Source organism: Pseudomonas sp. HMSC063H08 (assembly GCF_001813645.1).
Taxonomy (GTDB): Bacteria; Pseudomonadota; Gammaproteobacteria; order Pseudomonadales; family Pseudomonadaceae; genus Pseudomonas; species Pseudomonas aeruginosa.
The window spans coordinates 138,677-151,688 of record NZ_KV813540.1 but is presented as its reverse complement, the minus strand read 5'-3'; the positions used below and the strand labels follow the sequence as shown (position 1 = coordinate 151,688).

Annotated in this window: 13 protein-coding genes; 1 reads left to right on the top strand and 12 read right to left on the bottom strand. The window is 70.9% G+C overall.

Annotated elements, in window-relative coordinates:
* Positions 1 to 8: 8 nt before the first annotated feature.
* Positions 9 to 569: a TetR/AcrR family transcriptional regulator gene (locus HMPREF2924_RS23135; protein ID WP_003109279.1), complete on the bottom strand. Its 561-nt coding sequence runs from the start codon at positions 567 to 569 to the stop codon at positions 9 to 11.
* A gap of 118 nt (positions 570 to 687) precedes the next feature.
* Between HMPREF2924_RS23135 and HMPREF2924_RS23130 the strand changes: the two genes are divergently transcribed.
* Entirely contained in the window at positions 688 to 2,193 is a 1,506-nt protein-coding gene (locus tag HMPREF2924_RS23130) for an MFS transporter (RefSeq protein ID WP_003133496.1), read from the top strand.
* Here the strand turns inward: HMPREF2924_RS23130 and HMPREF2924_RS23125 are convergent.
* From HMPREF2924_RS23125 to btuB, 11 genes are all read right to left on the bottom strand, one after another.
* Positions 2,156 to 2,893 (bottom strand): adenosylcobinamide-GDP ribazoletransferase, encoded by a 738-nt coding sequence (locus HMPREF2924_RS23125; RefSeq protein WP_003086787.1) that lies wholly within the window; start codon positions 2,891 to 2,893, stop codon positions 2,156 to 2,158. The two genes, HMPREF2924_RS23130 and HMPREF2924_RS23125, sit on opposite strands and share 38 nt — an antisense overlap.
* A gap of 2 nt (positions 2,894 to 2,895) precedes the next feature.
* Positions 2,896 to 3,480: an alpha-ribazole phosphatase family protein gene (cobC, locus tag HMPREF2924_RS23120; protein ID WP_003133498.1), complete on the bottom strand. Its 585-nt coding sequence runs from the start codon at positions 3,478 to 3,480 to the stop codon at positions 2,896 to 2,898.
* On the bottom strand, positions 3,477 to 4,532 hold the full coding sequence (gene cobT / locus HMPREF2924_RS23115) for a nicotinate-nucleotide--dimethylbenzimidazole phosphoribosyltransferase (protein WP_003133499.1): 1,056 nt from the start codon (positions 4,530 to 4,532) through the stop codon (positions 3,477 to 3,479). Before cobT ends, cobC begins: the two co-directional genes overlap by 4 nt.
* Positions 4,529 to 5,050: a bifunctional adenosylcobinamide kinase/adenosylcobinamide-phosphate guanylyltransferase gene (gene cobU, locus HMPREF2924_RS23110; protein ID WP_003133500.1), complete on the bottom strand. Its 522-nt coding sequence runs from the start codon at positions 5,048 to 5,050 to the stop codon at positions 4,529 to 4,531. The genes cobT and cobU overlap by 4 nt, the downstream gene beginning before the upstream one ends.
* Positions 5,043 to 6,515, bottom strand: a complete 1,473-nt coding sequence (locus HMPREF2924_RS23105; protein WP_003112353.1) for a cobyric acid synthase — start codon at positions 6,513 to 6,515, stop codon at positions 5,043 to 5,045. Before HMPREF2924_RS23105 ends, cobU begins: the two co-directional genes overlap by 8 nt.
* Positions 6,508 to 7,503, bottom strand: a complete 996-nt coding sequence (gene cobD / locus HMPREF2924_RS23100; protein ID WP_003133501.1) for a threonine-phosphate decarboxylase CobD — start codon at positions 7,501 to 7,503, stop codon at positions 6,508 to 6,510. Before cobD ends, HMPREF2924_RS23105 begins: the two co-directional genes overlap by 8 nt.
* Positions 7,496 to 8,434 (bottom strand): adenosylcobinamide-phosphate synthase CbiB, encoded by a 939-nt coding sequence (gene cbiB / locus HMPREF2924_RS23095; RefSeq protein ID WP_003111871.1) that lies wholly within the window; start codon positions 8,432 to 8,434, stop codon positions 7,496 to 7,498. The genes cobD and cbiB overlap by 8 nt, the downstream gene beginning before the upstream one ends.
* Positions 8,431 to 9,087: a 5,6-dimethylbenzimidazole synthase gene (gene bluB, locus HMPREF2924_RS23090; protein ID WP_003133502.1), complete on the bottom strand. Its 657-nt coding sequence runs from the start codon at positions 9,085 to 9,087 to the stop codon at positions 8,431 to 8,433. The genes cbiB and bluB overlap by 4 nt, the downstream gene beginning before the upstream one ends.
* 1 nt (position 9,088) lies before the next feature.
* Positions 9,089 to 10,396, bottom strand: coding sequence for a cobyrinic acid a,c-diamide synthase CobB (locus HMPREF2924_RS23085; protein WP_003086772.1), 1,308 nt, complete (start codon positions 10,394 to 10,396; stop codon positions 9,089 to 9,091).
* A gap of 31 nt (positions 10,397 to 10,427) precedes the next feature.
* Positions 10,428 to 11,039, bottom strand: a complete 612-nt coding sequence (gene cobO / locus HMPREF2924_RS23080) for a cob(I)yrinic acid a,c-diamide adenosyltransferase (protein WP_003086769.1) — start codon at positions 11,037 to 11,039, stop codon at positions 10,428 to 10,430.
* A 63-nt stretch (positions 11,040 to 11,102) separates the two neighbouring features.
* On the bottom strand, positions 11,103 to 12,941 hold the full coding sequence (gene btuB / locus HMPREF2924_RS23075) for a TonB-dependent vitamin B12 receptor (RefSeq protein WP_003133505.1): 1,839 nt from the start codon (positions 12,939 to 12,941) through the stop codon (positions 11,103 to 11,105).
* Positions 12,942 to 13,012: the final 71 nt, after the last annotated feature.

Below are 13,012 nucleotides of genomic sequence, written 5' to 3'. Positions count from 1 at the left end.
GCGGAGCCTCAGTCTCCGCTGGCGCCAGCCGCCGTCAGCAACAACGCACGGACGTCGTCGAGCATCGAGTCCCACTCGTCCTGGCCAATGTCCATCAGGCGGAAGTAGCGCAACATGAAGGCGCCCTCCACCGCCAGGAACGCCAGGCGCGCACGGCGCCCCTCGGGTGCGGACAGGTCCAGGCCTTCCAACCGGCTGCGATACCACTGGTTGCTGCCCTCCAGGTGCTCGGGCGTCTGGATCAGCGCCGCCATCAGCGCCGCCGCCTTGCTGCTGGACAACTCGTCCGAACGCTGGGTCGCCTCGGCATGCGCGCGAACCCGCGTCAGCGGCGTCGGCTGCTTCCCCGCCACCGCTTCGAACAGGCTGTCGTAGGCCTTGCCCCAGCGCTCGAAGATCGCGTCGATCAGCGCGTCCTTGGTACCGAAGCAGTACTGCACGCCGCCCTTGGTGATGCCCATTTCCTTCGCCACCGCATCGATGGTCAGGCCGGCCGCGCCCTCGCGGGCGATCACCGCCTCGGCGGCATCGAGCAACTGGTCGCGGTCGATCGTTCGTCGGCGTCCCATGGCTACCTCTTGAGTTTAAATCCATACGTATGTATTTATATTTTCACGCGTCCGCCCGTGGCGCGCAATTCCCGTTATCCACGGCGAGCGAAGAACCGTTCGCCACAGAGGTTATCCCATGTTCCGGCAGAACCGCTGGCTGGTCCTGGCCATCGTCTCCAGCGCCCTGTTCCTCATCATCATCGACATGACCGTGCTCTACACGGCCCTGCCGCGCCTGACCCACGACCTCGGTGCGACGGCCGCGGAGAAGCTCTGGATCGTCAACGCCTATCCGCTGGTGGTCGCCGGCCTGCTGCCCGGCGCCGGCTTGCTCAGCGACCGCCTTGGCCACAAGCGGCTGTTCCTCGCCGGCCTGCCGCTGTTCGGCCTGGCCTCGCTGTGCGCCGCCTTCGCCCCCACCGCCGCGGCGCTGATCGCCGCCCGCGCCGGGTTGGCGGTGGGCGCGGCACTGATGATGCCGGCGACCCTGTCGATCGTCCGCCATGTCTTCCAGGACGAACGCGAACGCGCCCTGGCCATCGGCATCTGGGCCTCCGTCGCCTCTGCCGGCGCGGCGCTGGGGCCGGTGGTCGGCGGCGTGCTGCTGGAGTTCTTCTGGTGGGGCTCGGTGTTCCTCATCAACGTCCCGGTGGTGGCCATCGCCCTGTTGCTGGCGCTGCCGGCCATCCCCGCCTGCGGCGGCCAGTCACGGCGACCATGGGACGCCCTCGGCTCGCTGCAGGTGATGTTCGGCCTGGTCGGGGTGGTCTATGCGATCAAGGAACTCAGCGCGCGCGCCCCGGACTTCGGGCTGGCCGTCCTGGCCGCGCTCGGCGGCATGCTCTGCCTGTACCTGTTCGTCCGCCGCCAGCGCCGCGCCCGCGAGCCGATGATCGACTTCGCGCTGTTCCGCAACCGGCGCTTCGCCCGCGGCGTCGCGGTGGCCCTGGTGGCGACCATGGCGCTGGTCGGCATGGAACTGGTGTTCAGCCAGCACCTGCAACTGGTGCAGGGCCTGACGCCGCTGAAGGCCGGCCTGTTCGTCCTGCCGATCCCGCTGGCCTCGCTGGTGGTCGGGCCGCTGGCCGGTTGGCTGGTGCCGCGCTGGGGCGAGAACCGGGTGATGTGCGCCTCCCTGCTGCTCGGCAGCGCCGGATTGCTCGGCCTGGCCCTGTCCTACCAGGCCGCCACCGGAGCGCAACTGGCCAGCCTGGTGCTGCTCGGCGTCGGCTTCGGCGGCGCGATGACCGCCGCCTCCACCGCGGTGATGCTCAACGTGGACGAACAGAGTTCCGGAATGGCGGCCGCCATCGAGGACGTATCCTACGAACTGGGCGGGGTGATCGGCGTGACCCTGCTCGGCAGCCTGATGAGTTTCGTCTACGGGATGTCGCTGAGGCTGCCCTCGGCCGAGCTGCCGGCGCGGGTCCGCGACAGCCTCGACGACGCCCTGTTGGTCGCCGAGGGCCTGGCGCCGGAGGTCGCGTCGCGGCTCGTCGAGCTTGCCCGGCAGGCTTTCGACCAGGCCTTCGTCGCCGTGCTGCTGGCCGCCGCCGCGCTGCTCTTCCTCAGCTCCATGGCGGTCCTGCGCCAGCCGCGTCCGGCTACAGAGCCAGCGCCACCAGCACCGCACACTCGGTAAGTTCGACCAGCGCGCCGGCGGTGTCCCCGGTGGTGCCGCCGAGGCGCGCGAGGAAACGGCTGCGCAGCCAGGCGAAGAGCATCAGCGTCACCAGCAACGCCAGCAGGCCGGCCAGGCCGAACGCCAGGGCCAGGCCGAAACTCACCCCCAGCACCCACGGCAGGCTGCGCGCCGGCAGGTGCTCGGCGATGGCCTGGCCGAGGCCGCCGGGGCGCGCGTAGGGCGTGGTCAGGAACAGCAGCGGCAGGCTGCTGCGCGCCAGCCACGGAGCCAGCGGCAACAACCCGGCCTCGCCCTGGCCGAGCAGCGCCGCCAGGGCGGAGAACTTCAACAACAGGACCAGTACCAGGACCACCACCGCCACCGGGCCGCTGCGCGGGTCCTTCATGATCGCCAGGGTCCGCTCGCGGTCGCCCAACCCGCCGACCCAGGCGTCCGCCATGTCGGCCAGGCCGTCCAGGTGCAGCGCGCCGCTCAGCGCCACCCACAGGCTCAGCAGCAAGGCTGCCTGCAACAGCGGCGGCGTACCGTCGAGCGACCGCGCCGCGGCGTACAGCACGACGCCGATCAGCACCCCGACCAGTGGATAGCAGAGCACCGCGCGGCCGAACTGTTCCGGCGTCGGCATCGCCGACAGGCGCACCGGCAGGCGGGTGAGGAACTGCAAGGCGACCAGCAGTGAGCGCAAGGCTTCGCGCATGGCTATTCCCCTTCCCGGCATTCGTGCCAGCGATCGTCGCCCTCTCCGGCGCGCAGGCCGAACAGTGCGCCATGACCGACGTCCACCTGCAGCAAGCGCTCGCGCGGCAAGCCACGGGCGCGAGCGAGCAACAGACGGATGACGCCGCCATGGGTCACCAGCAGCACACGACGGCCGGCGTGACGCTGGCGCAGGCGTCGCTGGGCGGCCAGCACCCGCGCCTCGAACTCGGACAGCGGCTCGCCGCCCGGCGGGGTAAAGGCGTAGGGATCGGCCCAGAAGCGGCCGAGCGCCTCGCTGTGGCCGTCCATCAGGCTGGCCGCCGAGCGCCCCTCCCAAGCGCCGAAATGCAATTCGCGCAGATCGTTTTCCAGTTCCAGCTCGATCCCCTGGCGCTGCGCCAGTTCCTCGGCGAAGGCGCGGCAACGTTGCAATGGCGAGCTGACCAGCAGGTCCCAGCGTCCGCCTTCCACCGCCGTGCGCATCTGCGCCCAGCCACGCGCGGTCAAGGCGTCGTCGAGGCTGCCGCGGAAACCGCCGCCGGACTCGGTTTCGCCATGCCGCAGGAGGTCCAGGCGCAGGCTCATGCCGGGCGGTCCGAGACCGCCGCTTCGGCGAAGGTCGCCATCCCCGCGTGCAGCGCGCAGGCCTGGCGCAGCAGCGGCACCGCCAGCGCCGCGCCGCTGCCCTCGCCCAGGCGCAGGCCGAGGTCGAGCAGCGGTTGCGCCGCCAGGGCTTCGAGCACATGCCGATGGCCCGGCTCGGCACCGCTGTGGGCGAACAGCAGCCAGTCGCGGCAGGCCGGGTTCAGGCGCACCGCGCAGAGCGCCGCGACGCTGCAGATGTAGCCGTCGACCAGGGCGACCATGCCTTTCTGCGCGCAGGCCAGGTAGGCGCCGGCCAGCGCGGCGATCTCCAGCCCACCGAGACGGCGGAGGGTTTCGAAGGGGTCGGCGCGATGGGCGCCGTGCAGGACCAGGGCGCGCTCGATCACCGCGGTCTTGTGTGCCACGCCGCTGGCGTCCAGCCCGGTTCCCGGCCCGACCAGCGCGCTCACCGGCGCATCCAGCAGCGCGCAGGCCATGGCCGCCGCCGCGGTGGTATTGCCGATGCCCATCTCGCCGCCGATGAACAGCTGGCTGCCGGCCTGCTCGGCGCGGCGCACGCTTTCGCGCCCGGCCTCAAGCGCCAGCAGGCACTGTTCGGCGCCCATCGCCGGGGCCTCGACGAAGTTCGCGGTGCCCGCCGCCAGGCGCAGGTGACGCACGCCGGGCAAGGCTTCCAAGGGGAACGCGGTGCCCAGGTCGACCACCTCCAGGCCGGCGCCGAGTTCGCGCGCCAGCACGCTGATCGCCGCGCCGCCGCGGACGAAGTTGCGCAGCATCTCGCCGGTGACCGCCTGCGGATAGGCCGAGATGCCCTCGGCGACTACCCCGTGGTCGCCGGCGAAGACCGTCACCCAGATCCTCTCCAGGCTCGGTCGTTCGCGCCCCTGCAACGCCGCCAGGTCGATCGCCACTTGCTCCAGGCGGCCCAGCGAGCCGCGCGGCTTGGTCAACCGGTCCTGGCGTTCGGCCGCGCGCCGGCGCATCTGCGGATCTGCCTCGCGGCAGGTGTCGCGCCACCATTGCAGACTCATAGCGGTTCTCCTTTCAACGGCATGGGCAAGCCGGCGACGGTCAAGGTCACCCGCTCGCAGCGTTCGGCGATGGCCTGGTGCAGCCAGCCGGCCTCGTCGACGTAGCGCCGGCTGAGTTCGCCCAGCGGCACCACGCCGAGCCCGGTTTCGTTGCTGACCAGGATGATCCGCCCCGGCAGCTCGCCGAGGCATTCCAGCAGCGCCTCGCGCTCGCCGTCGAGACGCTGGGGATCGTCGCAGAGCAGCAGGTTGGTCAGCCACAGGGTCAGACAGTCGACCAGCAGGCAGCGTCCGGCCTCGGCCTCGCTGCGCAGCGTCGCCGCCAGCGCCAGGGGCTCCTCCAGGGTTCGCCAGTGGGCCGGGCGGCGCGCGCGGTGCTCGGCGATGCGCCGGCCCATTTCGCCGTCGCCGGCCTGGGCGGTGGCGATGTAGCTCACCGCCAGCCCGCTCTCGGCGGCCAGGCGCTCGGCCAGGCGGCTCTTGCCGGAACGGGCGCCGCCAAGGATCAGGTCACGCATGGGGTTCTCCGCAGAGGGCGAGCAATCGCCCGGTATCCAGGTGGCGCTCGACCAGGTCGGCGAGCCGCTCGATGTCACGTTCGCGCAAGGCCTGGTAGTCCACCGCCTGGACCTCGCGCAGGCCGGCCCAGCGCAGCAGCGCCGAACAGGCCGCGGTGGATTCGAACAGGCCGTGCAGGTAGGTGCCCATGACGTTCCCGTCGACGCTGCGGGCACCATCCGCGCGGCCATCGTCGAGCACCACCGCCGGCCGCGCCAGGGCCTCGCCACGAGTGACCCCTGCATGGATCTCGTAGCCCGACAGCGGCGCGTCCTCCAGGCTCAGGCGGCCCTGTACGTTGCGCAATTGCTTGTCCGCCTCCAGGGTCGTTTCCAACGCCAGCAGGCCGAGGCCAGCGCTGCTGCCGGCCGCGCCTTCCAGGCCGAGCGGATCGTGCAGGCGCTCGCCGAGCATCTGCAGGCCGCCGCAGATCCCCAGCAGGCGACCGCCGTAGCGCAGGTGACGGAGGATCGCCTCGTCCCAGCCACGCTCGCGCAGCGCCGCGAGGTCGGCGCGCACGCTCTTCGAGCCGGGCAGGACGATCAGGTCCGCCGACGGCAGCGCCTGGCCGGGGCCGACGAAGCTCAACTCGACCTGGGGATGCAGGCGCAGCGGATCGAAATCGGTGTGGTTGCTGATCCTCGGCAGCACCGGCACCACCACCTTCAGGCGCGGCCCGACCTTGGCCGCCTGGCGCGTGTCGATGGCGTCCTCCGCCTCCAGGTGCAGGTCGCTGACATAGGGCAGCACGCCGAGCACCGGCTTGCCGGTGCGCGCCTCCAGCCAGTCGAGGCCGGGTTGCAGCAGGGCGATGTCGCCGCGGAAGCGATTGATGACGAAGCCCTTGACCCGCTCCCGCTCCGAGTCGGAGAGCAGTTCCAGGGTGCCGACCAGGTGGGCGAAGACCCCGCCGCGGTCGATATCGGCGACCAGGATCACCGGACAGTCCACCGCTTCGGCGAAGCCCATGTTGGCGATGTCGTTGGCGCGCAGGTTGATCTCCGCCGGCGAGCCGGCGCCCTCCACCATCACCACCCGGTAGGCGGCGGCGAGCCGCCCATGGGAAGCCAGCACCGCTTCCATCGCCACGCGCTTGTAGTCGTGGTAGGCAGCGGCGTCCATGCTGGTCACCGCGCGGCCATGGATGATCACCTGGGCGCCGATGTCGGTGTTCGGCTTGAGCAGCACCGGGTTCATGTCGGTGTGCGGCGCCAGCCGGCAGGCCTGGGCCTGGACCGCCTGGGCGCGGCCGATCTCGCCGCCGTCGGCGGTGACCGCGCTGTTCAGCGCCATGTTCTGCGGCTTGAACGGCACCACCGCGACGCCGCGCCGGGCCAGCCAGCGGCACAGCGCGGTCACCAGGGTGCTCTTGCCGGCGTCCGAGGTGGTGCCCTGGACCATCAGGGTCCGTCCGCGATCACTCATGAGCAGGCTCCTTGAAGCCGAGCAGCGCGGCATCCAGCCGGGCCCAGGCGGCCTCGTCGGCGGGCAGGCCGAGGCGCAGGCTGGCCGGCTGCTCGAACTGGCGGGTGAGGATGCCGCGCCGCGCCAGGTAGTCGTGCAACGCCGCGCAGCGTGGATCGACCAGGCGCTGGAACAGCGCGCTGCCGCCCGCCGGCGGCCAGCCGTGGCGGCGCAGCAGTTCCTCCAGGCGCTGGCTGGCGGCCAGCAGGCGCTCGCGCTGCTGGCGCTGTTGCTGGCGGTCGCGCAAGGCACTCTGGGCCACATGGCGCACCGGGCCATTGACCGTCCACGGACCGAGCTGCTCGGCCAGCGCCTGCAACAGCGGCCGTTCGCCGAGGGCGAAGCCGAGCCGCGCACCGGCCAGGCCGAAGAACTTGCCGAACGAGCGCAGCACGATCAATCCGGGCCGGTTGCTACAGGCCGCCAGGCTCGACTGCGGGGTGCAGTCCATGAACGCCTCGTCGACCAGCAGCCAGCCGCCGCGACGTTGCAGGCGGGCATGCCAGGCCAGCAGCTCGGCGGGCTCGAAGACCCGCCCGGTGGGGTTGTTCGGGTTGACCACCAGCAGCACGTCGAGGCTGTCGAGATAGGGCTCGACCTCGGCCTCGCCGATCTCCCGCACCAGGTGCCCGGCCTGGCGCCAGGCGTGGGCGTGCTCGGCATAGCACGGCGACAGGACGCCGACCCGCCCGCCCCGCCGCAACCTTGGCAGGGCCTGGATCGCCGCCTGGCTGCCGGCCAGCGGCAATACCCGTTCGGCGCCGTAGTAGAGGCAGGCGGCGGCTTCCAGGCCGTCGTCGCTCTCCGGCAGGCGGGTCCAGGCCTGCTCGGGGATCGCCGGCAGCGGAAACGGCCAGGGCGCGATGCCGGTGGACAGGTCCAGCCAGTCCGCCAGCGGAATGTCGTAGCGGCGCGCCGCCTCGCGCAACCGCCCTCCGTGTTCAAGCATGCAGCCACCCCATGGCCCAGAGTCCGGCCAGCACCAGCAGCCAGAGCAGCACGCCCTGGCGCACCAGCGCCAGGGCCCGATAGATGTCGCGGCCCTGCGGCTGCGGGCCGCTGCCGAGGAGCGGCCGCTGGTGCAGCTCGCCGTGGTAGATCGCCGCGCCGCCCAGGGACACGCCCAGCGCACCGGCGCCGGCGGCCATCACCGGGCCGGCGTTGGGGCTGTCCCATTGCGGCGCCTGCTCGCGCCAGCAGCGCAGGGCCTGGCGGGTGCCGCCGAGCAGCGCGTAGGTCAGCGCCACCAGCCGCGCCGGCAGGTAGTTGAGGATGTCGTCGATCTTCGCCGCGGCCCAGCCGAAGCGCTCGAAGCGCGCGTTGCGGTAGCCCCACATCGCGTCCAGGGTATTGCTCAGGCGATACAGCACCACCCCCGGCGCGCCGGCCACGGCGAACCAGAACAGCGCGGCGTAGACCGCGTCGCTGCCGTTCTCCAGTACCGATTCGGTGGCCGCGCGGGCGACCCCGGCCTGGTCCAGTTCGCGGGTATCGCGGCTGACCAGGTAGCCGACACGTCGCCGCGCCTCGTCCAGGTCGCCGGCGCGCAAGGCCAGCGCCACCGGTTCGGCGTGCTCGCCGAGGCTGCGCAGGCCGAGCGCGGCGTACAGCGCCAGGGCCTGGACCAGCCAGCCGAGGTAGGGAAGTTCAGCGAGCGCCCAGGCCAGCAGGGTCAGCGGCAGTACCGCGAGGACCCAAGCGGTCACCCCGTGGCTGCGCCAGCCGACCCCGGGATCGCCCTCGCCGGCCAGGCGCGAGCGGTTGAAACGGCGCTCCAGGCGATCGGCCAGGCGGCCGAAGGCGACCAGCGGGTGCCAGCCCTGCGGCTCGCCGAAGCGCGCATCCAGCGCCACGCCGAGGATACCCAGCAGTGCGCTCATGCTCGCGCGCCCCAACGGTTCTGGTAGACCAGCTCGGCCAGCGGACGCGGTTCGCTCCAACCCTCCAGCGCCAGCATCGGCGCCGGGTAGAACTCCGCCACCGGGCCCAGGCAGAGCACCGCCACCGCTTCGCTGCCAGGCGGCAGGCCGAGCAGCTCGCCCAGCGCGGCCGGATCGAACAGCGACACCCAGCCCATCCCCAGGCCCTCGGCGCGACTGGCCAGCCAGAGGTTCTGGATCGCGCAGGCGAGCGACGCCAGGTCCATCTGCGGCAGGGTCCGGCGACCGAACACATGGCGTTCGCGGTCGTCCATCAGGGCGGCGACCAGCAGTTCGGCGCAATCCAGCACGCCCTCGACCTTGAGCCGCATGAACTCGTCGGAGCGCTCGCCGAGGGCTTCGGCGGTACGTCCGCGTTCCTCCTCGACCAGCCCGTGGATGGCCCGGCGCAACGCCGGCTCGGTGATACGGATGAAGCGCCAGGGTTGCATCAGGCCGACGCTGGGCGCCTGGTGCGCGGCCTCCAGCAGCCGCGCGAGCAGCTCCGGCGCCACGCTGCCGCCGCTGAAGTGGCGCATGTCGCGGCGCTCGGCGATGGCCCGGTAGACGGCGGCGCGTTCCGTGGCGCTGAAGGCGTGGGAAGAATCGGACATGTCAGTCGGCGTCTCGCGCGGGCGCCAGCAACGCGGCGGCGGCCTGCGGGTTGGAAGGCAGGTAGAAATGGATATAGGAAGCCGTCAGCCGGCCAAGACGGAACACCGCCTCCGCCGTGTTCCGGCCGTTCGGGCAGACGCCACGGGCCAGAGGCTCGACGGCGCAGTCGAGGGTCGAGTGATGGAAGGTATGCCCGCGCAGCCGCCCTTCCGGCAGCTCGACCTCCTGCAAGGCCAGGGCGGTCAGGCGCTTCTGCAGGCGCGCCCGGCCCGGCAGCAGGCCGAGCAGTTCGCCGCGCTCGCCGTCGGCGTCTTCCAGGCAGTCGAGCAGGTAGAGCATGCCGCCGCACTCGGCCAGCAGCGGCTTGCCGGCGGCATGGTGGGCTCGGATCGCCTCGGCCATGGCGCGATTGCCCTGCAGGCGCCCCAGGTGCAGTTCGGGATAGCCGCCCGGCAGGTACAGGCTGTCCACGGCGGGCAACGCCTGGTCCTGCAGCGGCGAGAAGAACGCCAGTTCGGCGCCGAGTTCGCGCAGCAGGTCGAGATTGGCCTGGTAGAGGAAGGCGAACGAGGCATCGCGAGCCACGCCGATGCGCACGCCTTCCAGGCTGCGTTGCAGCGGCGCCGGAGCGGGCACCTCGAAGGTCACCGGCTCCGGCAGGTCGGTCTCGGCGCTGGCCCGCAAGGCGTCGGCGGCGGCGTCCAGGCGCACATCGAGATCGGCCAGTTCCTCGGCCTGGACCAGGCCCAGGTGGCGGCTCGGCAGTTCGAACTCGGCCGAGCGCGGCAGGCCGCCGAACCAGCGCATGCCAGGCGGCAGGCAATCGCGCAGGATGTCGCTGTGGCGCTGGCTACCGACGCGGTTGCCGAGCACTCCGGAAAACGGCAGGTCCGGCTGGAAATGCGCCAGGCCGTAGGCCAGGGCGCCGAAGGTCTGGGCCATCGCCGCGCCGTTGATCACTCCCAGCACCGGCACGCCGAAACGCCGCGCCAGGTCTGCCGCCGAGGGGTTGCCATCGAACAGGCCCATCACCCCTTCGATGAGGATCAGGTCGGCCTCGCCGGCGGCCCGCGCCAGCAGGCGTCGCGCTTCGGCCTCGCCGACCATCCACAGGTCGAGCTGGTAGACCGGCGCGCCGGAGGCGCGGGCGAGAATCATCGGGTCGAGGAAGTCCGGTCCGCACTTGAACACCCGCACCCGTCGCCCCTGGCGCGCATGCAGGCGGGCCAGAGCGGCGGTGACGGTGGTCTTGCCCTGGCCGGAGGCCGGGGCGGCGATCAGCAGGGCCGGACAGCGTGCCTGGGTCATGGGCGAAGCGTCTCCGCGCATGGCGCCGGCATCAGAACTCCACTCCTTTCTGCGCCTTGATCCCGGCCTTGAACGCGTGCTTGACCAGGCTCATCTCGGTCACCGTGTCGGCGGCCTCGATCATCCCCGGCTGCGCGCCGCGACCGGTCACCACCACATGCTGCATGGCCGGGCGCGCCTGGATGTCGGCGAGGACCCTGTCCAGTTCCAGGTAGCCGTGCTTGAGGGCGATGTTCAGTTCGTCCAGCACCACCAGGCCAACGTCCGGGTCGGCCAGCAATTGCGCGGCGACCTTCCAGGCCGCTTCGGCCTTGGCGATGTCGCGCTGGCGGTCCTGGGTCTCCCAGGTGAAGCCCTCGCCCATTACGTGATAGCTGACTTCCTCGGGGAAACGCCGGAAGAAGGCTTCCTCGCCGGTGCTGGCGGCGCCCTTGATGAACTGCACGACACCGACCTTCATGCCATGGCCCAGGGCCCGCGCGACCATGCCGAAGGCCGAGCTGCTCTTGCCCTTGCCGTTGCCGCTATGCACCAGGAGCACGCCGCGTTCGTCGCGGGCCTGGGCGATCTTCTCGTCGACCACGGCCTTCTTGCGCTCCATCCGCTCGCGGTGGCGCTGGTCCTTCTCGGGGGATTCGTTCATCGTCGATCACTCCTTGCGGCGACGCGGCCGCGCCGTCGCCTCGTTCATTCGAAATACCCGGCCTCACAGAGCCTGGTAGCGCACGCTGAGGTAGACCGCCTGGCCAGGCTGGTTGTAGCCATACGCGGTTTCGTAGTCGGCACCGAACAGGTTGGCGATCCGGCCCTGCAGGCGCCATTCGTCGTTCAGCCGGTACTCGCTGCGCAGGTCGAGGGTGGCGTAGCCGCCCAGGCGCACCTCGTTGGCCGGGTCATCATAGCGTCGGCCTTCGGCGTGCACGCTGGCGCCCAGCGAAAGACGCTCGAAGCGCCGGTCCAGTTCCAGGTTGAACATCCGCTGCGCCCGGCGCGGCAGTTCGTTGCCGTCGTTGACGCCGCCGGAACGGTTTTGCGGGTCGAGGAAGGTCGCGTTGGCGTTCCAGTCCCAGCCCAGCCACTGGCTGCCGAGGACCAGTTCGACGCCACGGATGCGCGCTTCGTCGATGTTGAACGGCACATAAAGCCCCTGACGGGTTGTATAGGTGATCAGCGAGTCGATGTCCGTACGATAGGCATTCACCGCCCAGTGCCCCCAGTCGTGCGTACCGCTGAGACCGACCTCCAGGCTGCGCGAAGTCTCGGCGTCCAGGTCGGGATTGCCGTAGTCGGGGAGGTAGAGTTCGTTGAAGGTCGGCGCCTTGAACGCCGTACCGTAGCTGACGGTGAAGCGCAGCGCGTCGCTCAGCGCGTAGCCCCAGGCGGCGCTGCCGGTGTCGTGCACGCCGAACTGCTGGTTGTCGTCACGGCGCAGGCTCAGTTGCCAATCCTGGCGACCGTACCGGCCGAGGTACTGGGCGAACCAGCCTTTGTTCAGCCGCGAGTCGACGCTGAAGGCTTCGCTGCTGCTGATCTCGTCCTTCTGCCAGTCGTAGCCGAGGGTCAGCACATGGCCTTCGGCCAGGGTCAGGTCGTTCTGCCAGGACAGGCTGTCGCGACGGGTATCGAAGCGCGAGTAGAAACGGCCATCCTGATAGGCATCGGCCTTGTCCTCGCTGCGCCCGGCCTGGAGGGTCACCAGCCAGGGATCGAGCGGAGTGAAGCGGGCACGGCCGCCGACCAGGTTCTGCTCGCCGTCGGCGTTGGTATTGAAACCAGAGTTGCCGAAAACCTGGTCATAGTCGTTGTGCGACTTGGCCCTGAGCAGCGTGCCGTCGAGTTCCAGGCCATTGTCGAAGCGATAGCCGCCGCGCAGGTTACCGGACAGGTTGCGATAGCCATCGCGGTCTGGTTCGTAGCTCGAGGTGCCTGCGCGCTTGGCGTTGATGCCCGCCGTATCGAAGCTGCTCACCCCGAGGCTGTACCAACCGTTGCCAGCGCCGCCGCTGACCCCGGCGCTGCCCTCCAGGGTGTGATGGGTGCCGTAGCCGGCGGAGAAGAACGGCTTGGCGCCCTGGCCGTCGCCGCGCCGGGTGAAGATCTGGATCACCCCGCCGATGGCCTCCGAGCCGTACAGGCTGGAACGCGGCCCGCGGACCACCTCGATGCGCTCGATCAGCTCCACCGGCAAGTCCTGGAACGCGGTGAGGCCGGCGCTGGCCGAGCCGACCTTGATGCCGTCGATCAGCACCAGCACATGGTCGGACTCGGTGCCGCGCAGGAACAGCGTGGTGTTCTTGCCGAAACCGCCGTTGTTCGCCAGCGACACGCCGGGTACCTGGCGCAACAGCTCCGGCACGCTGCGCGCCTGGCTGCGCTCGATATCCTCGCGGTCGATGACGCTCACCGCCGCCAGGCTCTGGGAAGCGGTCTGGGCGGTACGGGTGGCGGTCACCACCTGGTCGGCAAGGCTGACCGGTTCGGCCAGGCTCAGGGAAGACGCGCCGCACAGCGCCACGGCTGCCGGGGTCAGGAAAACTCTGTTCATGCTCTACGCTGCTCCGTCGCTCTCACCCGCGCGACCTGGGTTGAGGCAGACGGAGGACGAAGCGACGGCAG